At 53.5% G+C, this 24,587-nt stretch carries 21 protein-coding genes; 6 read left to right on the top strand and 15 right to left on the bottom strand.

Annotated elements, in window-relative coordinates; all coding sequences use genetic code 11:
* The first annotated feature begins 45 nt into the window (after positions 1-45).
* Positions 46-675 (top strand): molecular chaperone TorD, encoded by a 630-nt coding sequence (gene torD, locus ACWAU4_RS06445; RefSeq protein ID WP_208194027.1) that lies wholly within the window; start codon positions 46-48, stop codon positions 673-675.
* Between the two features lie 200 nt (positions 676-875).
* Here torD and torS read toward each other — a convergent pair whose 3' ends face one another.
* On the bottom strand, positions 876-3,752 hold the full coding sequence (torS, locus tag ACWAU4_RS06440) for a TMAO reductase system sensor histidine kinase/response regulator TorS (RefSeq protein WP_208194026.1): 2,877 nt from the start codon (positions 3,750-3,752) through the stop codon (positions 876-878).
* A gap of 184 nt (positions 3,753-3,936) precedes the next feature.
* On the opposite strand from torS, the gene torT reads away from it, so the two are divergent.
* The gene (gene torT / locus ACWAU4_RS06435; protein WP_208157482.1) at positions 3,937-4,962 is read left to right on the top strand and encodes a TMAO reductase system periplasmic protein TorT; all 1,026 of its coding nucleotides are present in this window, start codon (positions 3,937-3,939) and stop codon (positions 4,960-4,962) included.
* Here the strand turns inward: torT and torR are convergent.
* Positions 4,952-5,662, bottom strand: coding sequence for a two-component system response regulator TorR (gene torR / locus ACWAU4_RS06430; protein ID WP_208194025.1), 711 nt, complete (start codon positions 5,660-5,662; stop codon positions 4,952-4,954). The two genes, torT and torR, sit on opposite strands and share 11 nt — an antisense overlap.
* Positions 5,663-5,809: 147 nt before the next feature.
* On the opposite strand from torR, the gene ACWAU4_RS06425 reads away from it, so the two are divergent.
* Positions 5,810-6,178 (top strand): PilZ domain-containing protein, encoded by a 369-nt coding sequence (locus tag ACWAU4_RS06425; RefSeq protein WP_025009948.1) that lies wholly within the window; start codon positions 5,810-5,812, stop codon positions 6,176-6,178.
* 68 nt (positions 6,179-6,246) lie between these two features.
* Here ACWAU4_RS06425 and radA read toward each other — a convergent pair whose 3' ends face one another.
* The gene (gene radA / locus ACWAU4_RS06420; RefSeq protein WP_454290506.1) at positions 6,247-7,611 is read right to left on the bottom strand and encodes a DNA repair protein RadA; all 1,365 of its coding nucleotides are present in this window, start codon (positions 7,609-7,611) and stop codon (positions 6,247-6,249) included.
* A gap of 167 nt (positions 7,612-7,778) precedes the next feature.
* Between radA and ACWAU4_RS06415 the strand changes: the two genes are divergently transcribed.
* Positions 7,779-10,193, top strand: a complete 2,415-nt coding sequence (locus ACWAU4_RS06415; protein ID WP_144165379.1) for a PilZ domain-containing protein — start codon at positions 7,779-7,781, stop codon at positions 10,191-10,193.
* On the opposite strand, the gene ACWAU4_RS06410 is transcribed toward ACWAU4_RS06415, so the two are convergent.
* A complete protein-coding gene (locus ACWAU4_RS06410) occupies positions 10,160-11,080 on the bottom strand; it encodes an alpha/beta fold hydrolase (protein ID WP_208194023.1) in 921 nt (306 codons plus the stop codon). The two genes, ACWAU4_RS06415 and ACWAU4_RS06410, sit on opposite strands and share 34 nt — an antisense overlap.
* Positions 11,081-11,171: 91 nt before the next feature.
* Positions 11,172-12,149, bottom strand: coding sequence for a phosphoserine phosphatase SerB (serB, locus tag ACWAU4_RS06405; protein ID WP_208125621.1), 978 nt, complete (start codon positions 12,147-12,149; stop codon positions 11,172-11,174).
* Positions 12,150-12,230: 81 nt separating this feature from the next.
* Here serB and ACWAU4_RS06400 point away from each other — a divergent pair, with 81 nt between their 5' ends.
* Positions 12,231-13,289: a YtjB family periplasmic protein gene (locus ACWAU4_RS06400; protein WP_208125620.1), complete on the top strand. Its 1,059-nt coding sequence runs from the start codon at positions 12,231-12,233 to the stop codon at positions 13,287-13,289.
* A 108-nt stretch (positions 13,290-13,397) separates the two neighbouring features.
* On the opposite strand, the gene deoD is transcribed toward ACWAU4_RS06400, so the two are convergent.
* The 10 genes from deoD to ACWAU4_RS06350 form a co-directional block, all read right to left on the bottom strand.
* Complete coding sequence (deoD, locus tag ACWAU4_RS06395; RefSeq protein WP_025009945.1) at positions 13,398-14,108, bottom strand: purine-nucleoside phosphorylase; 711 nt, start codon at positions 14,106-14,108, stop codon at positions 13,398-13,400.
* Between the two features lie 76 nt (positions 14,109-14,184).
* Positions 14,185-15,402, bottom strand: coding sequence for a phosphopentomutase (locus tag ACWAU4_RS06390; RefSeq protein WP_025009944.1), 1,218 nt, complete (start codon positions 15,400-15,402; stop codon positions 14,185-14,187).
* A gap of 1 nt (position 15,403) precedes the next feature.
* Positions 15,404-16,744 (bottom strand): thymidine phosphorylase, encoded by a 1,341-nt coding sequence (deoA, locus tag ACWAU4_RS06385; RefSeq protein ID WP_208124316.1) that lies wholly within the window; start codon positions 16,742-16,744, stop codon positions 15,404-15,406.
* 143 nt (positions 16,745-16,887) lie between these two features.
* Entirely contained in the window at positions 16,888-17,661 is a 774-nt protein-coding gene (deoC, locus tag ACWAU4_RS06380; protein ID WP_025887927.1) for a deoxyribose-phosphate aldolase, read from the bottom strand.
* 390 nt (positions 17,662-18,051) lie between these two features.
* On the bottom strand, positions 18,052-18,891 hold the full coding sequence (locus tag ACWAU4_RS06375) for a nucleoside-specific channel-forming Tsx family protein (protein ID WP_025887926.1): 840 nt from the start codon (positions 18,889-18,891) through the stop codon (positions 18,052-18,054).
* 293 nt (positions 18,892-19,184) lie between these two features.
* Positions 19,185-20,480, bottom strand: a complete 1,296-nt coding sequence (locus tag ACWAU4_RS06370) for a NupC/NupG family nucleoside CNT transporter (RefSeq protein ID WP_025009940.1) — start codon at positions 20,478-20,480, stop codon at positions 19,185-19,187.
* A 176-nt stretch (positions 20,481-20,656) separates the two neighbouring features.
* Positions 20,657-21,454, bottom strand: coding sequence for a TatD family hydrolase (locus tag ACWAU4_RS06365; RefSeq protein WP_170946712.1), 798 nt, complete (start codon positions 21,452-21,454; stop codon positions 20,657-20,659).
* The gene (locus ACWAU4_RS06360) at positions 21,447-21,623 is read right to left on the bottom strand and encodes a hypothetical protein (RefSeq protein ID WP_170946691.1); all 177 of its coding nucleotides are present in this window, start codon (positions 21,621-21,623) and stop codon (positions 21,447-21,449) included. The genes ACWAU4_RS06365 and ACWAU4_RS06360 overlap by 8 nt, the downstream gene beginning before the upstream one ends.
* A 59-nt stretch (positions 21,624-21,682) precedes the next feature.
* Positions 21,683-23,272, bottom strand: coding sequence for a peptide chain release factor 3 (gene prfC / locus ACWAU4_RS06355; RefSeq protein ID WP_109247962.1), 1,590 nt, complete (start codon positions 23,270-23,272; stop codon positions 21,683-21,685).
* A 256-nt stretch (positions 23,273-23,528) separates the two neighbouring features.
* Positions 23,529-24,176: a LexA family protein gene (locus tag ACWAU4_RS06350; RefSeq protein WP_000854920.1), complete on the bottom strand. Its 648-nt coding sequence runs from the start codon at positions 24,174-24,176 to the stop codon at positions 23,529-23,531.
* 117 nt (positions 24,177-24,293) lie between these two features.
* Between ACWAU4_RS06350 and ACWAU4_RS06345 the strand changes: the two genes are divergently transcribed.
* The gene (locus ACWAU4_RS06345; protein ID WP_022609764.1) at positions 24,294-24,545 is read left to right on the top strand and encodes a helix-turn-helix domain-containing protein; all 252 of its coding nucleotides are present in this window, start codon (positions 24,294-24,296) and stop codon (positions 24,543-24,545) included.
* Positions 24,546-24,587: the final 42 nt, after the last annotated feature.

The raw sequence follows: 24,587 nt of genomic DNA, 5'->3' as shown, positions 1-24,587 counted from the left end.
GACTTATTCGCACCATCACTAATCGCAGATAACTGAGGTAAGCCAATGGAACAGTTAAATCAAGGCAGAGCCATGCTGTACAACTTCCTCTCGGGCCTGTTCGCCCGCGAGTTGAATGCCGAGCGCCTGAGTCAACTGACGGCGCCGGAAAGCAAGGCCTTTTGGCAACAGCTGAGCAGCGATCCCTCCCTCAAGCAAGAAGCCAAGCTGATGGAGCAAAAACTGCAATCCATTGCCTGGATGCAGGACAGAGACAAGGCGTTGCTGGAGCTGGCGGCAGACTTCTGTGGGCTGTTTTTGGTGAGTAGTAAACAGAGCGCTTCGCCCTATGCCGGCCTCTATCTGCAAGCGGATGAGGATGTCACCCTGTTCGGTGAGCAGCATCAACAGATGCTGGCCTTTTTGCAGCGAAGTCAGCTGCAGCTGAGCGGTGACTTCCCCGAGCCCGCAGACCACCTGGCGGTGATTCTTGCCTATCAGGCTCATCTGTGTCTGAACGCCTCGGCATCAACGCAGCAGGAGTATCTGCAAGAGTGCCTGCTCAGTTGGCTGGAGCCATTTTGTCAGCGGGTGGCCGAATGCGATCGCGGCGGTTTTTATGCCGCACTCGCGCGCCTGACCCTGGCCTTTGTTCAAAGTGATGCCGAATGGCTGAAAAGCGCCGCAGCGCATTGAGTGAGGCGATTTAGACAAGAGCAAACAAGTACTTGCCTGAATCAAACGTAACACAGCCCCCCCCTAATCAAAGGGTCAAAGGGTCAAAGGGTCAAAGGGCGCCAACTCGAGTATCGAGCGGCGCCCTTTCTATATATTCAGCAGCCGGTAAATGCTGCGCTTCCTGTCTTCAGTGCTTAAACCCCAGGTAAGAAAGCGCCTTAGTCTGATTGCTGCTCAAGCCAGTTATCGAGCGCCTGCAATGATGCCGCTACGCAATCTGTCAGCTCGGTGAGTACCTCGTCGCGCAAAGGTTTGCCAGCCTTGATGGCCTGCTCCAGCGCGGCGCAGCGCAAGTGCAGCGCTTCAAGCCCCATGTTGCCACTGCTGCCCTTGAGTGCATGCAGCTTGGCAGCCATGATATCCCGTTGCCCATCTGCCGCCTGTAAAGCTTGCAGCTGCGCGTCACAGCTGTCCACAAACTGCTGCCGCATCTCCAGCAAAGTAGCCTTGCCGAGCACCTGCAAATCCTGCTCAAGTTGCTCCAGCGCCAGCCATTGGGTGTTGGCCGTATTCCGGGGTGATACCTTATTGCCAGGCGCTTGGATATCCTCTTCCTTATGGCGCTCATCACTCTGATTCGAGCCGGAGACAACCCCTAGCCAGTTGGCCAGAGCCTGCAATCCCAAGGGCTTACCCAGGACTATATCAAAGCCCATGGCCTGGTAATCGGCCATATCCTGAGTCTGCAACTGGGCGGTAAAGGCGGCAATCGGCACCTTGGGGCCCAGCTGTTGCCTGAGCTCAGGTAACAGCTCACTGCCGGAGCCGTCACTCAGCTGTAAATCCAGCATCACGGCATCGAATGGGCCTGACGTGTTATCAAGTAACACATTCCGTGCCTCGGCCAAACTGACACACAAGAGTGACTCATGCCCAAGATGCGCCAAAAAGCCCTGAGCCACCAAGGCATTAACCCTGTTATCTTCCACCAGCAGCACCCGCTTGGCGATTTCACTCTGCGGCAGGCTACTCGATTGTTGCTCCCCCTGCTCACAGGGCTGAAGCGGCACACTGAAACTGAAACGGCTGCCCTGCCCCGGCGTACTGATGACGTCTATGGCGGGAGCATCCCCGCTCTCACTGCCATTCATCAACTGCACCAGGTCACGGCTGATACTCAGCCCAAGCCCGGTTCCCCTGGCACTGGCATGGGTTGCCTCTGTGGCATAGGGAGTAAACAGATGTACCATGGCCTCGGGGCGGATGCCGATACCTGTGTCGGTCACGCTGAAGCACAGGCGCGCATCTTCAATACTGACCTCCAGGGTCACACTACCCTTGGCGGTAAACTTAATCGCATTGCCCAGAAGGTTAAACAGCACCTGTCTGAGCTTGGGTCCATCGAGCCAGACCCATTCGGGCAATTCCGGCTTTAACAGCCTGAGTTCGAGCCCGGCAAGATTGGCCCCGGCCAACATGATGGCGGTCACTTCGTTGAGCAGCGCCGGCAACTCCACGGCCCTTGGCTCATTGAGCAGCCTGCCCTGCTCCAGACGTGAGAAGTCGAGAATGTCATTGAGCACGGTTTGCAGTTGAGTACCACTGTACTGGGACAGCGCCAGCATCTGCCGCGCCTTGGCGGGTAACTCCGCCTGCCCCAGCAGACTCAGAGTGCCGAGCAGGCCGTTAAGCGGCGTGCGTATTTCGTGGCTCATGGTGGCCAAAAACAACGACTTGGCCTGACTGGCCTCTTCCAGCTGGGCGTTGGTCTGGGCGAGTTCTCGGGTTCGCTCGGCCACCTTCAGCTCCAGCGCCAGCTTATGCTCGGTCAACTCGGCCGCGGTGCGCTGCAGATCCTGCTGCAACTTTTGATTGTGGGCCGTTTTCTGTTTGAAGGCTTCCAGCGCCGAGGCCATGGCGGTAAGTTCATCATCGCCGTAAGAGCGTATGCTGACGTTGGTATCGCCAAGACTCAGGCGACTCAGCGCCTGGGTGGCATCGCTCAAGCGCCGGGCGATACCCTTATAGATAACCTGCCAACTGACAAACAGGATCAGCAGCAACATCAAGGCGCCCGTCCCCCAGAGCCCGGCGCTGGCCCAATTGAGCTGCCCCAGATAGTCGCGTCGGGCCAAATTCAGCTGTTGCTGTTGGCCCTCAAGCGCAGCATCCACGGTTTGCTCCATCGACTTGAGGTTGTCCGAAATCACCAGTTGCCTTTGCTCCAGTTGCTGCTGCAACTGCCATATTGCTTCGGCCAATTGTTGGCCGGCAGTCACCTGATCAAGACGAGCAAATTCGGCCTCGAGCGCCTCGGCCCTACCGGGATCCCGAACCAAATCAGCCACAGGAATACGTTTGAGTAAGCCTGGGGACAGGGCATCATCGGTCAACGGTGAATGGTTAATGGCACCGACCAAGTCTTGCGGCGCATCGGCCGCTGCAAATATCTGCCCGAGCAAGGCTATTTTGTGGGTCAGTTTCAGGGCGCGGTTGAGCTGCTCGGCGCTGCTGAGATCCAGCTCTATAATGTCATCCACTGCCGCCGCCCCCGGGATCTGGCTTAGCTTGGCAATAATGACTGAGTCCAGCACCGCCAACTCTGAGCGCAGCAGATTATCGGCCTGCTTGGAGGCCTGTACCAGTAAAAGCCCTTTCTGTTTCAGCGCTTGGGTACGCTCAAGTCGCTCCCCCGTCTGTTCGCCGAGTAAGGTCAGCTCGGCGATAATAGTGGCCGCGGCCTGTTTCAGATTGGCCGAATCCGGCACCGCCAACTGCTCCAGGGTCGCAATCGCCGCCAACATGCGATTGCTCTCAAGAGACAGGCGGCGCCCCAAATATTGACGCTGCTTTTCATCGGCAACTGTGCCCAGGCGCTGGGCATTCTCCGCCAGCGAGGTGGCCGATTGCGATAGCTGCCGCGCGGCTTCTGATGCGGGTAAGGCCTTCTCGTAAAGAAAGCTGTCTGCGCCCTTGACCCAGTAAAGGCTCAAGTTGCCCAGAGTCACCAGTAATAACAGCAGCAGCGCCAGCAAACAGAACGCCAGCATCAGACGGCCGGTCAGGCTGCTCAGCCATGAAGATAAAGGTCTCACTTGTTATCCTTGTTGATACCGGTCCGCATAGGCATTGACCCACTCAAACATTCAGCAGGAATGCTATGGTAGAATACTGGCATCATATATCAGGACCTTCCCCATGAGCCAATTTGCCGCCAAGTTCGAGTCTTTGTTGCCTGCACTTAAAAGACCTCTGCTGCTGTGGTTATTGGCTCTGCTGATGTTTACCCCTGCCGCGCTGGCCAATGAAACCTGGGAGCTTGAGCAGCGTAGTCCTTACAACGAAGCAATCCAGCAGGCCAGCCCTCTAACCCACACTCCGCTCACCAAGGCCAACAAGCCCTGGAAGCTGTGCGCTTTGGTGCCGCATCTTAAAGACGCCTATTGGATAGGAATTGATTATGGCTTGGCCAAACAGAGCCAAGCCTTGGGGCTTGGACTGGAACTCCATGAAGCCGGCGGCTATGGCAACAACCAGACCCAGTTGGCGCAACTCAAATCCTGCCTCGATGGCGATGCCGATGCGATTTTGCTTGGCGCCGTCAGCCCACACCTGCTCGAGGGCCAGGCGCTGGAACTGACCAAGCCTGTGTTGGCGCTGGTGAACCAGTTGGCAGACAACCGGGTACAAACCCATATAGGAGTCAACTGGTATCAGATGGGTTATCTGACCGGTGAGTTTCTCGCATCTACCCCGCACAAACGCCTGGCGATGCTGGCGGGACCCGAAGGCCGTGGCGGAACCGACCTGGTGGAAAAAGGTGTCAGACAAGCACTGCAAGACAGCCAGGTGGAGATAGTGGCCGTGATGCATGCCGACAACAACCGTAATCTCTACCGGGATCAGCTCAATCTGTTGCTCAATCAAAATGAGCAGCCGCTGCCGCAAGCCTTGCTCGGCAGTGCCGTCGCCATTGAAGCCGCCATGGGCACTCTCAGGCAGAGAAACCTGACCAACAAAATGGCGCTGGTGAGCAGCTATCTATCACCGGATGTACTGCGCGCCCTCAAGCGCAACAAGGTTGCTTATGCCAATGATGACAGAGTGGTACTGCAGGGGCGGCTGGCGGTCGATCTCGCCGTCAGGCTGTTGCAGGGGGAAAAGGCGTTTGGTGATATAGGTCCGGCAATTTTGCAGTTGCGCCCGGATAACCTCAAAAGCATGCAACTGGATGACAGTTTGGCCCCGGCGGATTTCTATCCGGTATACAGAGTGGAAGCCAAGGGCTCAAAACTCAGTCGCTGACATCGGCGGCAAACAGATAACCTTCACCATGCACAGTGACAAACAGCTCTGGACTCAGCTTGCTGCGCAAGCGCCGAATAATCACATCTATGGTGCGGTCGTTGACATCCTGATCCCTGTGGCTGGTTTGCTGCATCAAGCGCTCTCTCGAGAGTACCTGCTGCGGATGCAGGGCAAAGGCCACCAAGAGTTCAAACTCGGCCTTGGTCAACTTGATAGCCTGCCCATCCAAGCTCAAACGGCGACTATTGAGCTGCAGATGATAGCCCTCGAAATAGAGATTATCGTCCGAGCGCGACAATTGTTCGGCCGTTTGCTGCTGGGCCTTTTTCACCAGAGAGATGCGCCAGAGCAGGTTTTTGACCCTGACCCTGAGCTCGCGAAACTCAAACGGCTTGGTGACATAATCATCGGCGCCCATCTCCAGGCCCACTATCTTATCTATCGCCTCATCCCGGCCGGTTACCAGAATAATGCCCACATCTGAGCGGCTGCGCAGCTCACGGGTCAGCATCAGGCCATCATCCCCCGGCATATTGATATCCAGCATCACCAGATCCACATGCTGTTGCTGCAGTTGCTGCCACATCTGCTCACCGTCGGCGACTTCCATCACCTGGTAACCATCTTTTTCAAAATAGCCTTTCAAACGAGTCCGAATGATAGCCTCATCGTCCACTATCAATATGCGGTATGCCATGCTTGTATTCCAACCGGCTGGGGTAGACGCCATTATTCACAATTTTTCATATTTTGTCTGTAGCGGATAGATATTTGACCTGAGTTCGGTGCCAAGCGCTTCTTATGTGGCTACAATAAGGACAGACCAAGAATTAAAGGACTGAATATGGACGAAAAGCGCAAGTTTTCACGGATCCTGTTTACCATAGATGCCCAGTTGAGCTGCGGTGACAAGATATGGGGCACCCACTTGTTGGATCTCTGTCTCAACGGCGCCATGGTAGAAGAACCTGCCGATTTCGCTCCCGAAGGCGTGCTGGAGCTGAGTTTTCGCCTGCCCCAGTCCGAGGTGCAACTCTGTATGGAGGCCGAAGTTGTGCATCGCCGCAACGGTCTCCTGGGTCTCAAGTGTGCTCTCATCGATGTCGAGAGCATCAGTCACTTAAGAAGGCTGCTGGAGTTGAATCTTGGCGATGCCTCACTGCTGCACCGGGAGTTGGAGCAGTTTATCGCCGAACATGAACAGAGCCGCTGAGGCGGCTCCTGCTTCGCAGTATACAGGGCCGCAATAGCCCTGTTTGCCTGGCTATTACTCACAAGCAATCACAAAGCCCCGAGCGCCTCGCTGAGTTTGCTCACCCCTATCACCTGCATCCCCTGAGGCGGTTTTTTCGGCATATTGGCCTTGGGCACTATTGCCCGGGTAAAGCCGTGCTTGGCAGCTTCCACCAAACGCTCCTGGCCATTGGGCACGGGACGTATCTCGCCGGAAAGGCCCACTTCGCCGAACACCACCAGATCCCTGGGCAGAATATCACCGCGGAAACTGGAAACCATGGCCAGCAGCAGAGTCAAATCGGCGCTGGTTTCTGTCACCTTGACACCGCCGACCACGTTGACAAACACGTCCTGATCCGACATCTGTAAGCCGCCATGACGATGCATTACCGCCAGCAACATAGCCAAACGGTTGGCATCAATCCCCACTGCGACCCGCCGCGGATGCGACAGTGCCGAGCTGTCTACCAACACCTGCAGTTCCACCAACAGCGGCCGGGTGCCCTCCCAAACCACCATCACCAACGAGCCGGAGGCAGCTTCATCGGCGCGAGACAGAAATATCGCCGACGGATTGGCCACTTCCTTAAGCCCCCGCTCCGTCATGGCGAATACCCCCAGTTCATTGATCGCGCCGAAGCGGTTCTTGTGCGAGCGCAGGGTACGGTAGCGGCTATCGCTGTCCCCTTCAAACATCACAGAGCAATCTATGCAGTGCTCCAACACCTTGGGGCCGGCCAGAGATCCGTCTTTGGTAACATGGCCGACCATGATGATGGCGATACCGTTTTGCTTGGCAAAACGGGTCAGAAAGGCGGCCGACTCACGAACCTGGGCCACACTGCCGGGGGAGGACTGCACATCGCTGATATGCATCACCTGAATCGAATCTATCACTATGACCTTGGGCTTCTCCCGCAGTGCCACAGTGCAGATGGTCTCGACACTGGTTTCGGACAACATCTTCAAGCGCCCTGTGGGCAGGCCCAAACGATGGGCACGCATCGCCACTTGTTGCAAAGATTCCTCGCCGGTCACATAGAGAGCCGGCATGGTCTCGGCCAACTGACATAAAGTCTGCAGCAGCAAGGTACTCTTGCCTGCGCCCGGATGCCCGCCAATCAGGATGGCACTGCCGGCGACTATGCCGCCACCGAGCACTCGGTCAAATTCGATAAAGCTGCTGGGGATCCTTGGCACTTCGTTGAGATCTATCTGATCCAGCGTCTGGATCTCACTGGCACCGGCACCGGCATAACCGCTGAACTGACCGCCCCGGGATGGCGTGGCCGCCCCCAGCCGGACTTCGGTAATGGTATTCCATTCATGACAGGCACTGCACTGCCCCTGCCAGCGGGGAAAGTCCTGGCCACATTCGTTGCACACGTATGCTGTTTTATTCTTCGCCATCTGGGTTCAAACTTGTGTAAAATCTGTAATAGTTAATTAAAATAATTGCACTTTCAAAGTGATACTTTCAGCGTGATAATCCCGAATTGGGTTCAAGCTTCCCAAAGCTGGGCCGACATAAGACTAACAGTCAGCACAAGAATAAGCACCCTTTAAAGAGCGAGTCCATGAGCCCAGATCACCACAGCGCCCTGATTGAACAACTCAAGCCCCTGATGATGGAGCCGGACTTCAGTGAGATCTTCTTGCAGCTCACCGCCGAAGAGTCCAACTCGACCCGCTTTCTGTTAAAGATGGAAATCCAGCGCCTGGCTTCCCCCTGTCTGAGGATCATTGACCTCAGAGACAAGTCGGAACTGCCCTGCCAGGAGTATCGCTTCGCCGACCAACGCCACTTCCTTGATGACCCGGCCAAAGAGGCCTTTGATGCCGCACTGGCACTGTACCGCAACCAGTACACCATGGGAGTGTACGAGCAGGTGATGGAGGCTCATCGCCAGCGTCGCCAAAAGCTGCAGCAAACGCCTCGCAATCAGGAAGGACAGGGGAATCCCTATCTGGTACCCGGGATTGTGCTGGGGCGCTACTTCAACCGCAGTGAAGAGCGGATGAACTACAGCATCAAGATAGCTGTTTCCCAACCCGGCAGAGAGGAGGTGCGCGGCAATACCGCGGATCTCTCCGTCGGTGGCGCCAGAGTGCGCCTGCCCGCCAGACACAACTTCGATCTCAACCGGCCGCTGCGGGTCAAGCTGCTGGATCTCAGCGATGAATACTATTACCGGGATCTGCAACTCGGGGTCGACTACCAGATAGTCGATGCCCAGACTGAGCAGGACACCTGCTGGATGCGGCTCAAGCGCATCGGCGGCAGCGAACAGTTGGCCGAAATGCTCGCCAGCCTCATTCGCGGCTATAAGTTCCGCTATAAGGTGGATGTCAACGATGTGCTGGTAACCGCCACGGGGATGGGTTTCGAGCGCCACTACTTAGCCCATCTGCCGCACCTGCCGCTGTTTATCGAACAGGACAGCCAAGGCAAGCCTGCTATTGGTGCTCTGCTGCTTAGCCGGGACAATCAGGCACTGCTGCACGATTTCCTTGATGAAGCCGATATCAACCAATTGCCGGGACTGCTGAGCAAGCAGAGACTGACGGCCATGCTCGCCGAGCCGGACAACGCCGACCACAGATTACTGTTCAGCTTTACCTATAATGCCCGTGGTCAACTCTACTTCTACTCTGCCAGCCTCAGCGAACTGAAAAAAAGCCGCCTGCAACCTCTGTTTCTCGGCTTTGGTGCCACCAAGGGCAGTTGGAAGGTTATCCAGGTGAGCCTGGATGCCATAGACCACCAGGGTTCCTACAAGGCCTCCATGCTCCCGGGCGATGACAGCAACTACTCGGCACTGACTGAACAGCAGCTGAGTAAATACAGCCACATATTACAGTTGATGGATGTGACCGACGAACAGGCCGCCGAAGAGTATCGTCGTTGGCCATTCAAGATGGACGCCAATGAGCTCAAGCGTTTCGGCCAAGCCAAAATCACCGCCAACAGTATCCGATTGGTGTCCATGTATTTCAGCGAGCGGCGCCAGGAAGCCAGGTTCTCCTTCAAGACCCTGGTCAACATCAGTCAGGGTAAACAGCAATACACAGGGATCACCCATGATATTTCCAGTCGTGGCCTGCAGCTGAACCTGGATGAGAACGCGACTCTCAACCCCAAGGAGCCGCTGCTGCTGAGCTTTCCCAAACTGCAGGAGCTGGCGCCCAAGGCAAAACTTCAGGCGCTGCCCTATCGATTGGTGCGCAGCCGTAAAAACGGTGTCACCCTGCATCTGGCGGCAGTGATGGGCCACACGCCTCATCCGGGCGTGGAGTTTTTACACCGCCTGATAGAGCAAAACCGCGAGAAATTGCAGCAACTGACAGAGGATAACTCTGAGGTCAAAGAACTGGCCGAAGCGATGAAAAACCTCTTGATGCGCAAACTGCATTCAGTGCCTTTCCTTGTGGAAAAAACCGTTAAGTCTTTCCGTTTGTCGGCGCTGGGGGTCGGCGTAGAACCGGATGCCGTCAGCGACTTGTTCGCCAACAGCAGCGCTGAGCAATTGCAGTTCAATCTCGAACCTTTACTGCAAGACGGCCGGCTGAAGCGCGACTTTATCGGCCCGATACGGGCGATGAAGCCGCAGATGACCATGGACAGCTTCGAAGTCTTTGTGCAGTTGGTGCGCCAATCCAGCGGCCAGTTGCGGCTGCGCTGCACCGCCCGCCATGAACTGGCGGAGCGTCAGGCCCAAGTGGATTTTATCCGTCAGGCGCAATCGCTCGGCAGCTTTATGGCCTTGAAAGTCTATCGCGGCGCCGCCGGTAAACCGGATCTGGGCTATATCCGCCGCGAACTGGAATATATAGGTGTTCATGCCAAGCACAAGGCCAAGAAGCTCGAAGAGATGCTGTGGCGGGTAGTGGGCGTTGGCGAGTTTTTGGAAATCACCAGCGAGGTCTTGCTGCGCTACCCGGAATTAAATCCAGAAGCTCAGTCACTGACGCTGGAAAGCTCAAAACCCTGATACCAGGCGAGCACCTTGTTGAAATGATCGTTTGGTGCATCCACATGGGTCAGCATATCCGCATGACCATAGTCGTGGCGATTGCCGTTTTCCCGTGACAGTAAGGTAAAGCGGCTATTTTGCAAGCCGCATTCGGCCATCATATCCAGCACATCTTCCGGGTTGCCGAGCACAGTGTCATTCTGTCCGGCGATAAACCAACTCTTGGGCCAAGTGGCTTTGGCGGCAGCCCGGCCATAGTCGAAACCATCGTCATGATCTATCCAATCACCGCGTACCCAATCTATGCTCTGCTGTAGCGAAGCCCGGCTCTCGTTATCCATGCCCATGCGCCACTTGTCGGCCGCGAGATAGCCGTGACCGGCGGCAATGCCGGGAGCCAGGCGGTTCCAAACGAGATCCACCATCAGCCACTTTTTCAATGACCTGACTCTTATGGTGCGCTTGCTGCCAAAGGTAAGCAGTGATGCCACCGAGGCTTGCAGTTCAGAAAATCGGGCCAAGGCGCTGGCCATCAGCACCCCGCCCCAGGAATGGGCACACCAATGCAGTTTGTCCAGGGATTCGGCCTCAAGCAGATACTGCTGCACCTGGGGCAGTTGTTCACGGATGACCTCGCCTTGTCCAAGCTCAAACCCTCGCGCTAACTTAGGCGTGCTGAGACCGCGACCTGCACTGTCCATTACATAGACGGTAAAGCCCGCCTGGGCCAGAAACGGTGCCAGACCTCGACCTCTGCTGCTGTAAAACACCCGGCCGTTGGACATGGCGCCATGCAACATCAAAATCGGGATCTGATGCCGAAAACCGGCGGCGGGAGAAATTTTCCGAAGATGCAGTTCGCCATCTCGATAAGGCAGAAAGATTGATTGCTGTACAGTTTCCATGGAGTGTGTCGTCACCGGGTTCTATAGCAAAAGCTAATGAATCCCGGTCACAAAAACAAGAGCAATCACTCTAATTCTAACTGTTAACGCTTCAGCGCCCTTGCAGCAAGAAAGGTAATACCTGCAGGCCCAGCTTATTGATCCTGGCCGCAGCCGCCGCAGCCAGCTTAGGTTTGGCATGATAGGCAATACCAAAATCGGCCGCCTGCACCATGGGGATATCGTTGGCGCCATCGCCTATGGCCAGCCTTTGCCCGGCAGCTATCTGCCACTGCTCGGCGCATTTTTTCACCACATCAGCCTTGAAGGCGGCATCCACTACCTGACCGCTAACCTCGCCGAGCAACTTGCCATCGCTTATTACCAGTTCATTGGCAAAAGCGGCATCCAACCCAAGCAACTGCTGCAGATGGCCAACAAAGGGGGTAAAACCACCTGAGGCCACCACAGTGCGCCAGCCATAGGACTTGAGCTCGGCTATCATGCTCTCAAGCCCGGGGCTCAAGGGCAAGCGGGCACAGAGGTCATCAATAATACTTTGATTTGCGCCCTTGAGCTTGGCCACCCTCTGGCGCAGGCTCTGTTCGAAGTCCAGCTCCCCCTGCATCGCCCGCTCGGTCACTTGTGCCACCTCGGCGCCCACGCCGGCAGCGGCCGCCAATTCATCGATACACTCAATGGTAATGGCGGTCGAGTCCATATCCATCACCAACAGGCCTGGAGTCGAAAGCTGCGGTAAACTCGTTGTCGCCGCAATGGGCAGGTAGTCCAGCTCGCAAATTGACTCAAGACGATTCTGCATGGATTGACAGATACCCGCCTCGAGCAGCAACTCGAGCCCATACAAGGATTGCTCGCGCTGTAAAATCGCCACCGCCCTAGGTGCCAACTCGGGAAGCAAATCGGCAACAGCAGCCGCGGCTTTTTCACTGAAGATCAGCCGTAATCGCTCACCTTGAGCATGTTGCCCTTCCTTGAATGCCGGCCAAGTATGCTGCTGCAGACTCAAGACATAGACACCATCCTGACGTTGACTGGCCAACAGGGGAAAAGGTAAGACTGACTCCATGGTCACTGCTCTCCGGCTATCGGGCATACCCATAATCCATTATGATTAGGGAAACACCGAATTTGATTAAGGGACAAAGTATTGTTGTTCAAGGGCCTTAAAAAAAGCCAGAAGATCAGCAGACTGCTGCAGATCGCCATAGCCGTCACTCTGCTGGTCGGCCTGGTCCAGCTGTGGCAGACAAGCCTACTACAAGGGCAGCGGCTTCTGAAGACCCAAACCCAAAAGATGGCCAGATTATTGGTGCAACAAACAGCCTATGGTGCCGCACCGGCGTTGCAACTGCAAAATGATGAGCAGTTGCAGTGGCTGGCCAGCGCCCTGGTGGAAGATCCCAAGGTGATGGCGGCGACTATCTACAGCGAGGATGGCCAGCGGCTATCCTTTGCCCAGGATGTCAGCCCAGAGTTGCTGGAGCCGGACTCCCCGGAGCTGGATGATCTGCTGGCGCCCTATCCCCCTTATGTCGAGCCGGTGATCCAGCAAGGTAAAAACCTGGGCTTCGTCGAAGTCAGGCTGGATCCCAAGCTGTTTTTCAATGAGATCAAAGAAGCCCACGAGCTGAATATGGAGCAGCAGCAACTGATGCTGATAGTCGCGGGCTTTATCGGCCTGTTGCTGTCGCGGGCCTTGTCGTTCAAACGCGCCGACTTTGACCGCCGCCGCACCCGGGTCAAGCGCAGGCGTAAAAAGCTTAAACAGCAGGAAAAAGCAACCGCCAAGGAAGCCTCGGATACTGAACCTACTGCCACCGAAAGCCAAGATTCAGCCCCGGATACCGGCGGTTCCCAGACCGAGCTTGAAGCTGAATCCAACACCAATATATCTCCCAAACAGGCAGAAAAGCCGGCCAAAGCCTCGGCCACAAAGGCTGCCAGGCCAGAGCACTCAGAGGTAAACACTGAACCTGGGATTGACAATAAAGCAGGGGAAAAGGTCCAAACAGAAACAGGCGCTGAAACTTCAGCGCCCCCAATTGACCCAAGTAACCAAAGAGACCAAAGCGAAGCCAAGCAAGCCAACGATAGCCTGATCCCGGATCCTGTCGATGCGGACGATCCCCGCGGTAAAAGTCCCTGGCCGGGAGTTGTCCCCAAACGGGAGCCTCAAACTGCAGAAGCAAACAAAAAGAACGAATAGCCCAAGAGCCAGCTTCAGCTGCAGAGCCGCGCTCCAGGAATAAGTGAAAAGGCTTAGAAACAATAAGGGCTCCCGAGGGAGCCCTTATGATGTCAGTTGGTTACCGGATTACAGGGTAATCGCAGCATCCAGCGTCATGACGATCATATCGTTGAAAGTGGTTTGACGCTCATCAGAGCTGGTCTTCTCACCGGTACGGATATGGTCGGAAACAGTTACCACGCAAAGAGCGCGGGCACCGAATTCATGGGCAACACCGTAGAGACCGGCAGCTTCCATTTCCACACCCAGTACTCCCATCTTTTCCATCACGTCGAACATTTCAGGATCCGGAGTGTAGAAGAGATCGGCAGAGAACACATTACCTACACGAATTTTGGTACCGTGAGTCTTGGCTGAGTCGACTACAGCACTCATCAGCTCATAGTTGGCGATGGCAGCAAAGTCCTGACCTTTGAAACGCAGACGGTTCACCTGAGAATCGGTGCAGGCGCCCATGCCGATGATCACATCGCGCACTTTAACGTCTGTACTGATTGCACCACAGGTGCCTACGCGGATCAGGTTCTTGACACCATAGTCCTTGATAAGCTCAGTGGCATAAATGGAGCAGGAAGGGATACCCATGCCTGAACCCATCACAGAGATACGCTTGCCTTTGTAGGTACCTGTGAAACCGAGCATGTTACGTACGTCGGTAACCTGTTCTACGTTTTCCAGGAAGGTTTCGGCAATGTACTTGGCCCGCAATGGATCGCCAGGGAAAAGTACGGTTTCAGCGAATGCGCCGTCAACTGCATTGATATGTGGTGTTGCCATCGAAATAACCCCGTTAGTTTTATAAAGACTCAAGTCTGTTTATTAAAGACGGCTCCGGCGAGGGAGCCATATCTTGTCAGCGAATAAATGATTCGCCGTATTCCATTGGTTCCAGCTTGAAGTAGCTGGCAATGGATTGGCCGATATCGGCAAAGCTCTTGCGACGCCCCAATGAGCCGGCACTCAAACCTGCGCCATAGGCCAGAACCGGCACATGTTCGCGGGTATGATCTGTGCCTTCCCAAGTAGGGTCGCAACCATGGTCTGCAGTCAGGATAAGCAAGTCATCCTTATTCAGCAGTGCCAGGATTTCAGGCAATCTTGCATCGAAGTATTCCAATCCCCGGGCATAACCTGCCACATCTCGGCGGTGGCCATAGTGGGAATCGAAATCCACGAAGTTGGTGAAGACTATGGTGTTGTCACCGGCAGCCTTGACCTGCTCCAGTGTAGCATCGAATAGAGCCTCCAGGCCCGAGGCCTTAACCTTGCTGGTGATACCGCAGTGGGCATAAATATCGGAAATTTTACCGACACTGACCACTTGGCCGCCGGCGGCTTTCAGCTTATCCAGCACAGTTTTCGCCGGTGGCTCTACCGCGTAGTCACGGCGATTGCCGGTGCGGGCAAAATCGGCGGCGCCGCTGCCAACAAAGGGTCGCGCTATGACTCGGCCGATATTATATGGCTCAAGCTCTTCACGGGCGATTTCACACAAACGGTAGAGGTTTTCCAGGCCGAAGCTTTCTTCATGGCAGGCAATCTGGAACACGGAGTCGGCCGAAGTGTAGAAGATAGGCAGGCCGGAACGCATATGTTCTTCACCCAATTCTTCCAGAATCGCAGTACCGGATGCGTGACAATTGCCAAGGAAACCGCTGAGGCCGGCGCGTGCCAGGATCTTATCGGTCAACTCTTTGGGGAAAGAGTTTTGCTTGTCGCTGAAATAGCCCCAATCAAACAGCACTGGAACGCCGGCCATTTCCCAGTGACCACTGGGGGTATCCTTGCCTGAGCTCAGCTCTTCGGCATGACCATAAGCGCCTATCAACTCGACATCGGCGTCAAACCCGGGGGCAAACTGACCAGTGCTTTCCATGGCGGCATGTGCCAGCCCCAGACGGCTAAGGTTGGGTAACTTCAGCGGCCCTTCACGGCCATCATTGGCACGCCCTTCGGCACACTCCTTGGCGATATGACCAAAGGTATCTGAACCCAGGTCACCAAACTTGGCCGCATCACCTGCTGCGCCGACGCCGAAGGAATCCAGCATTAAAATAATGGTACGTTTCATACTACTTCTCCTGGAGATCGGCAGCGCGGATGGCGCGATAGATCTCCGGTGTTTTCTCAGGGGCGCTGTCGCCAATGACTATGGCTCTGCGCACCGCGGCAGCGGCTTCTTCGAAGGCGCTTTCTGACTGGGCATGCACCATTGCCAGCGGTTTGTCGGCATTGATTTCATGTCCCAGGGCACAAACCTGTGTCAGGCCGACGCTGTAATCCAGGGCATCACCTGGCTTACGACGACCACCACCCAGAGTGACCACAGCCAAGCCGAGTTCACGGGTATCCATGCTGTAAGCAAAGCCGGAACGCTCGGCATATACAGGACGAATAATCTTGGCTTGGGGCAAGTATTTTTCAGGATGTTCGACAAAATCGGCCGGGCCACCCAGTCCGGAAACCATACGGGCGAAGATCTCGGCGGCCTTGCCATTATCCAGTACGGCGTTGAGCTTACTGCGGGCCTCGGCCTCATTGGCGGCAAGACCACCGAGCAGCAACATCTCACTGCAAAGTCCCATAGTGACTTCGTAGAGGCGCGGATTACGATATTTGCCGGTAAGGAAGTTCACCGCCTCGAGCACTTCGACCGCGTTCCCGGCGCAGGAGGCCAACACCTGGTTCATATCTGTCAGCAGAGCCGTGGTCTTGGTACCTGCACCATTGGCAACCGCAACAATAGAACGAGCCAGTTCCTCGGATGCCTGATAAGTCGGCATAAAGGCACCGCTGCCCACTTTGACATCCATCGCCAGCGCATCCAGGCTACAAGCCAGCTTCTTCGACAGAATAGAGGCGGTGATAAGCGGAATGGATTCGACAGTGGCCGTGTTGTCACGAATGGAATAGAAACGCTTGTCGGCAGGGACCAGATCGCCGGTTTGACCGATAATGGCCACACCGACCTCTTTAACCACCTTACGGAATAGTTCGCTGTCGGGCTCAGTCTGATAGCCGGGGATGGCGTCAAACTTATCCAGAGTGCCACCTGTGTGGCCCAGCCCACGACCGGAAATCATGGGAACATAACCGCCGCAGGCTGCCGCCATGGGGCCAAGCATCAGGCTGATAACATCACCCACGCCGCCTGTACTGTGTTTGTCTATGACAGGGCCGTCGAGCTGCAGGCTATCCCAATTGAGCACAGTGCCGGAATCACGCATAGCCGTAGTCAGTGCGATGCGCTCATCCATGCTCATGTCGTTAAAATACACCGCCATCCCGAATGCAGCTATCTGACCTTCAGACACGCTGTTATCGGTAATGCCTTTGACAAAGAACTGGATCTCCTCCTTGGAAAGCGCCATTTTTTCGCGTTTTTTACGAATTATCTCTTGTGCCAGAAACATAATACTGCCTCCTTTCTACTGCAACCTTGTCTATAAAAGCCGTTACAGTATTGGGGTTGGACGCCAAATATGTAGTAACTTTATTACAGATACTAGCCAAGTTTTGACGTCACCAAATAGACTTGGATCACAATCAGCGGGGATTAGTAACCTTGAGTCGGTGCTGGAGCGTCAGCCAATTCCAGCGTGTGCAGCAGACTGGCCAGCAGGCTGGATGCACCGAAACGGAAAGTACGGGGTGAAACCCAGTCATTGCCCAGAATACGCTCGGCTGTACCGAGGAATTCAGCGGCTTGGGCGGCATCACGTACACCACCGGCAGGCTTGAACCCTACTGCGGGGTTCTTTTCACTGATAACGGTCAGCATGATTTCAGCCGCTTCAAGAGTGGCATTGACAGGTACCTTACCGGTAGAGGTCTTGATAAAGTCAGCGCCGGCATCGATAGACAACTCGGAAGCCTTGCGAATAAGCGCCGGGTCTTTCAGTTCACCGGATTCGATGATCACTTTCAAAAGCACATTGTCACCACAGGCTTCTTTACAGGCTTTGACCAGCTCAAAACCAACAGTTTCGTTGCCTTCCATCAATGCACGATAAGGGAATACCACATCCACTTCGTCGGCACCGTAAGCCACTGCTGCACGGGTTTCCAGCACGGCGATAGCGATGTCATCATTGCCGTGAGGGAAGTTGGTGACTGTGGCAATACGGATATCATCGGCGCCCATGGCATCCAAAGTCTTGCGCGCGATAGGAATAAAGCGTGGATAGATACAGATAGCAGCAGTATGACCGGCCGGAGTGTTGGCCTTATGACACAGTTCGATCACCTTCTGATCGGTATCATCATCATTCAGGGTAGTCAGATCCATCAGTTGGATGGCGCGCTGTGCTGCTTGTTTTAAATCGCTCATAATTGCTCTCCGAGACATAAAATCAAAGGATTAAAAATCTGTCTTGGCAGCGCCAGAGGGGCTTTTTGTGGTTATTGTTATGGCCGGGCCTTCGGGCGACGCCTGCATTTGACTGCAAATCATCTTTGTAGGGTATTCAACCTTGATAACGAGTATCACGACTTGAATCCTTGAAGACCGGGAAGGGGGAACTCGAGTTCCTTGCCTTGCCGCGAAAAATCCCTTTTAACGCGAGAAATCTGTCAACCTTTACATAAACAAGCTGAACCAGCTTCCGGCTAATATTGCGGGTTCATTGAACCCAACTCACTATAGCTCAGGCTTAGGTAAAGATTAAGTCAGAGCAAAATAAAAACGGGGGTCACCCTAGAGGATAACCCCCATCTACCATTAGAACTTGTAGGTAGCGCTCAGGTAGTGAGACCAACCTGTAGATTCCAGAGCCAGGGCACCGGCACCGTCTTCAAGCAGGTATACGTCTTTAAAGCCTTTCAGGCCATAGCCCAGAGCGTAACGATCTGAGTGCCAGTACAGGCCGAAGAAGATGTTACCACCGTTAGAAGTCTTAGGAACAAAAGCTGTCTTGTCTTCGTCAGCACCGAACTGGTAGTCGATGTAACCCTGGAACGACAGGAAGCTCTTGTTGTCGAAGAAGTAGAAAGGCTTGAACCAGTTCATGGAGAACTGATAACCGTTCCACTCTTTCTCATTCAGGTCGTAGAAAGCGTACAGGTTCATGCCGGTTTTACCCAGCCATGGCACCATCACGTCAGCACCCACACCCCAGAATGAGCTGTTAACGCCGTCACCATTCAGGCCGTCCCAGTTGAACAGAGTAGAGAAGTAAACTTCTTGAACTGGGCCGAAAGACAGGTCTTTATTGAATACTGCATCCATGGAGATACGTGGTGCAAACTTCATGAATATCTTGCTGGTGCCTGAACCTGGGTTCTTGTCACCGTCAGTGGTGTACTGGTTACCCAGGTTGAACACATCAACATAACCGTACAGATCGAAGATACCTGAACGACCACCGAATTCCATTTCCAGGTAGTTGTGCTGATCACCTGAAGCTGGGTTATCTGGCTTCTCACCGATAGAGTACATCAGGTTGAACTGCATCCATTTGTAGTCACTGGCGTGCAGGTCAGAACGATCAGCGGCGTAGGCATTGCCTGACATGGCAGCGACCGCTGTAGCGGCTAAAGCTAAAGTTTTAACGTTTTTCATCATCAACCCCATTCATCTTTGGTTCTCGCTACCCTCTTGGAGCAGCATTCTTTTAATTGGCGCCCGCATTCTACCTTCTCCATCCAAAACTACAAGAAAGACAAAATAAAATACGAACACTAAATTTTATATTTGAACAAAAGTACCCATTTCACTCACTAGTCAGAAATATCTGCACTCTTGTTCTGCTCATGTTGCCTACCTAAGTGGGCACAGGAGCCAAGCAAAGCTAATTTGGAAATCGATTGGGTTAACAAGAGGCCTGCGAATTCAGGCCTCTGTTCACTACCGTCTTACAGTGCCAGGAACAAACCGGCCAGAGTCGCACTCATCAGGTTAGCCAGAGAACCGGCAACCACAGCGCGCAGACCCAGTTTAGCCAGATCGTGACGACGATTTGGTGCCATGGCACCCAAGCCGCCCAGCAGAATTGCGATGGAAGACAAGTTAGCGAAGCCACACAGAGCGAAAGAGATAATCGCCTGAGTACGGACTGTCATTGGCGCCTGAGTTTCGGCCACACACATAGGCAACTCTTTAGTGACCTCAGCGGCAACAGCAGTACAGCTCATGGCAGCATCATGGATGTAGGGTGCGAAGTTCATGTAAGCCACAAACTCGTTGACCACTATCTTCTGACCGATGAAAGAACCGGCAACCATGGCTTCATTCCAAGGCACACCGATGAGGTAAGCCAGAGGCATAAAGATATAGCCAAGGATCAGTTCCAGAGTCAGGTTTTCCATGCCGAACCAACCGCCGATACCACCTATGATGCCGTTGATCATGGCAATCAAACCGATGAAGGCCAGCAGCATAGCACCAACGTTCAGTGCTAGGTGCATACCGGAAGAAGCACCGGCAGCGGCAGCATCAAGTACGTTGGCAGGCTTGTCTGGATCTTCAGGCAGCTCATCCATGTCGTTCTTGGCAGTTTCAGTTTCAGGATGCATCAGCTTGGCCATCAACAGACCCGCAGGTGCCGCCATGAAAGAAGCCGCAACCAGATACTGGATAGGTACACCCATCTGTGCATAACCGGCCAGAACAGAACCTGCGATAGATGCAAGACCACCCACCATAATGGCGAACAGCTCAGATTGAGTCATGGTTGGAATAAAGGGACGAACCACCAGAGGCGCTTCGGTCTGACCCACGAAGATGTTGGCTGTGGCAGACATGGACTCGGTACGGCTGGTGCCCAGGGCCTTCTGCAGCGCCCCACCCAAAATACGAATGATCCACTGCATGATGCCCAGATAGTAGAGCACAGCGATCAGAGAGGAGAAGAACACGATAACCGGCAGCACGTTCACTGCGAAGATAAAGCCGACTTTGAAGTTAGCCAAATCACCAAACAGGAAGCTGATACCATTTTGTGCATAACCGATAACACTGGAAACAGCATCGGATACGTTCTTGAGAACGTCCTTACCGAACGGCACGTACAAGACAAAACCGCCCAATGCAGCCTGAATTGCCAGTGCACCACCGACAGTTCTAAGATTGATTGCCTTCTTGTTGTTGGACAACAAGAAACCAATCGCGAGTAGGGTGACCACCCCTACCAAGCTCATAAGTATATTCATTAACCATCACCCTATTGTTAACGCTTTTTAATTATGTTGTTAACCAACCTTTTTCCGAGCAAGATTATACCCGATCTCCGGGGCAAAATCGTCGTTTTGATCAAATTTTTGAAGTTAATTTTCAAAAGTTTAGTCACATCACAGAATGCGAGTTACACCTGTTTAATTAAAAGAAACTAAAGCTCAAACAGTTGCATCAAGTTCTGTTGGAGGTGTTCTGATATTAGAACATTGGTTTTTTTCTGCAAATCCGCCAATTCGGCTATTATTTGTACCAATGTCAGGGGGGTATTGCGTTTTTCCGGCAGGAAACCCGGCGTCATTGAGGGCGAATCAGTCTCCACCAACAAAGCATCGAGCGGTAATTTGCCAACTGCATCACGCAGCTTTTTTGCATTTTTATTCAGCAACAAGCCGCCAATCCCCAACTTGAAGCCAAGCTCCAAATAAGCGATCGCCGTCTCATAAGAGCCATTAAAGGCATGAACCACTCCGCCCCGCGGCAGTGAATGCTGTTTCAACATGCCCAAGAGTTCATTATGGGTCTTCACCGAATGCAGTATCAGCGGCAGCTTCAACTCCGCCGCCAAGGCCAACTGCCCTTCAAGCACCCTGTATTGCAGGTTCCAGGGGACATGCGCCGGGTTATCTTGCGCCAGCTCAGCCTTGGGTTTGTCCAAACCACACTCGCCGATTCCTACCATCAGAGGGTCATTTACAGAAGTGAGTTCACTTTTGAGCGCTGCCAGCGCCAGGTCACTCTCGGCAATTGATTTAGGGCAATACCAAGGATGTATCCCTAAGGTGAAAGGCAGTTGCAGCTGGTGAGCAATCGCTTTCTGCTTTGACCAATGCCGAGGACTGACACCGGGAATGATAGCACCGCCAATACCGGCGGCTTTCATCGCGGCCATGAGGGCTAGTCTGTCATGATCAAAGTCGCTGAAATCCAGATGAGCGTGAGAATCAAAGATCATGCTGTTCTCCTTCTTTTTGCCTGTCTTTAGCGTCGGCCTCTTGCCCACCTTTTTGCAAAGGAGGATCGCTGAGTCTTGGCATACAGCAGCGCCGATTTTCTTCGGTTAACCCCATGCGATCACAAAAACGGATGTAACTTTGCCAGCACTTTTGAATAAAAAACATCAGAAGATCTCTCAACAACATCCCAATAAAAAAGGTGGAGCAAGCTCCACCTTTATGATTTAGTGTTCCCGGGTCTTGGCAAACTCAATGTCCGGATAGCGCTCCATGGACAAATTGAGGTTAACCATGGTCGGGGCAATATAAGTCAGGTTGTCGCCGCCATCCAGCGCCAGGTTGGTGGAGCACTTGCGCCTGAACTCCTCCAACTTGCGGGCATCGTCACAGTAGACCCAACGCGCGGTTGCCACGTTGATGGCCTCATAGATGGCTTCCACGTTATATTCCGACTTGAGTCTGGCGACTACCACCTCAAACTGCAGCACCCCAACAGCGCCAACGATAAGGTCATTGGTGTCCAGAGGGCGGAAAACCTGTACAGCCCCCTCTTCCGAGAGCTGCACCAGGCCTTTAAGCAGCTGTTTCTGCTTCAATGGATCTTTAAGGCGAATACGGCGGAACATTTCCGGCGCAAAGTTGGGGATCCCGGAGAACTTCAACTCTTCCCCTTGGGTAAAGGTATCACCTATCTGAATGGTGCCATGGTTGTGCAGGCCTATGATATCACCGGCATAGGCTTCGGCGGCACGCTCACGGTCACCGGCCATAAAGGTTACCGCATCGGAAATACTGACGGTTTTCCCTATACGGACATGCTTCATCTTCATGCCTTGGGTGTATTTGCCGGAAACGATACGCATAAAGGCGATACGGTCTCTGTGCTTGGGATCCATGTTCGCCTGGATCTTGAAAACGAAACCGGAAAACTTGTCTTCACCGGCTTCGACCAAACGCTCAGTGGTCTGTCTTGGCATTGGCTTGGGGGCCCAGGCAGTCAGGCCATCCAGCATATGGTCAACCCCAAAGTTCCCCAGGGCGGTACCGAAGAACACAGGTGTCAGCTCACCACTTAAGAACAGCTCGAGATCAAATTCATTGGAGGCGCCGGTTACCAACTCCATCTCTTCACGCAGCTGCGCTGCCAGATCGCTGCCAACAGCTTGGTCCAACTCAGGGTTATCCAATCCTTTGAGTATCTTCACTTCCTGAATGGTGTGACCGTGACCGGTTTGATACAGGATGGTTTCATCGCGGTGGATATGGTAAACGCCTTTGAAAGACTTACCACAGCCTATAGGCCAACTGACCGGAGCACAGAGAATATCGAGCTCGTTTTCCACTTCATCGAGCAATTCCATCGGATCGCGGATATCCCGGTCGAGCTTGTTCATGAAGGTGACGATAGGGGTATCACGCAGCCGCGTCACTTCCATCAGCTTACGGGTTCTATCCTCAACCCCTTTGGCAGCATCGATAACCATAAGGCAGGAGTCCACCGCTGTCAGGGTACGGTAGGTATCCTCAGAGAAGTCTTCGTGGCCTGGGGTATCCAGCAGGTTAACCAGGCAGTCGTTGTAGGGGAACTGCATCACAGAAGTCGTGACCGAGATCCCCCGCTCCTTTTCCATCTCCATCCAGTCAGATTTTGCATGCTGAGACGAGCCACGGCCTTTCACTGTACCGGCAGATTGAATGGCGCGGCCATGGAGCAAGACTTTCTCTGTAATGGTGGTTTTACCCGCATCCGGGTGAGAGATGATAGCAAAGGTCCTTCGCTTATTGATTTCATTAAGAAAATCTTGGTTTGCCATGTATAAATTCTTTTAGTTTGTACACGGATTTGTACACACTTTTGGAAGTACTCTCTTTTCAGTTCTTCGCTTGTCAAATCCGTCGTGTTAATCGTAATTGGCCGCTATTTTCGCTGATCTTGACTTTATAAACAATCAATGGTTATCTAATCGGTTACCATTTACTCTCAGCGTGCACCAATGCTCAGTTGTAGCTGTTTGCAATCGTTGCTTCTTCAGCTAATGAACAACTGTGGCTAAACCACAAATTCCTTCGCTACCAGAAATCGATGATAGCTTGTCGTACTACACCGATGATGGTGCAGTTGCCGTTGATCGGTATTGCAGGGTATTGCGGGTTCAAAGGTTTTAGATACTTCTGTTCACCATCAATAACCAACTGCTTAAAGGTTGCTTCTTTCGAATCATCCAAACGCGCAACAACCAATGAACCTGAAGAGTAAGGTAACTCAGGATCAACAACGATCACTGCCCCCTCAGGTATGGATTTTTTTCCGCTTGGATTTTCCATACTGTCGCCTTTTACGCGAAGTGCGAAACAACCCTCATGTGCTTTCCCAGTGACTTCACGCCACTCCTCAGCATCTTCATGGGCAAATCCCTCCGCTATTTCAGTCCAATCACCGGCCTGAACCCAGTTAATGAGAGGAATTCTTCCCTTAATGTCAGGCCCAACTTCTACATTACCGACCCCCAAGCCAATCTCGCCATCACCTGTGGCGAGCCAATGAGCATTCACGCGAAGCGCCTCCGCGATCTGCATGGTGTAACGAGACCTAGCCGATTTACCAGAGCAAATCTGGCTGATCGACTGCTGTTTGATACCAATGCGACGAGCCAACTCAGACTGAGTTACCCCAGTAAGCTGCAAGGCATGGTTTAGTCGTTCGGATAAAGTTTTCATAAGCCCGCATTCTACAAATAAAACTGTAGTCTTTCAACAATTTTAACTGTTGACTTATCTACAGTTTAAACTGTAACATTCAATCTTGTAACAGTTATTATTGTAACAGGAGACGGTATGGAAGTGTTCAAAACGACACAAAAACATCTCCGCCGTGCCATTGACTTGGTCGGCGGGCAATCAGCATTAGCAAGAGCCATCAACTCAAAACAGCAAAACGTCTGGTTTTGGTTGAATAAATCAGGGCGTGTTCCCGCTGAATTCGTTTTACCCATCGAACAAGCTACGCAAGGACAGGTAACCCGATCTCAGTTAAGACCGGACATCTACCCCGAATGCCAAAGCGAGCTGAAAGCCAGTAACCAGTAGGATTAAGGGCAAGTAATGGTCAGCATTTTACGTAAATACAAA

Source organism: Shewanella sp. FeAMO, assembly GCF_053653955.1.
Note: the sequence above shows the minus strand (reverse complement) of the source record. Positions and strands in the feature narration are given on the sequence as shown.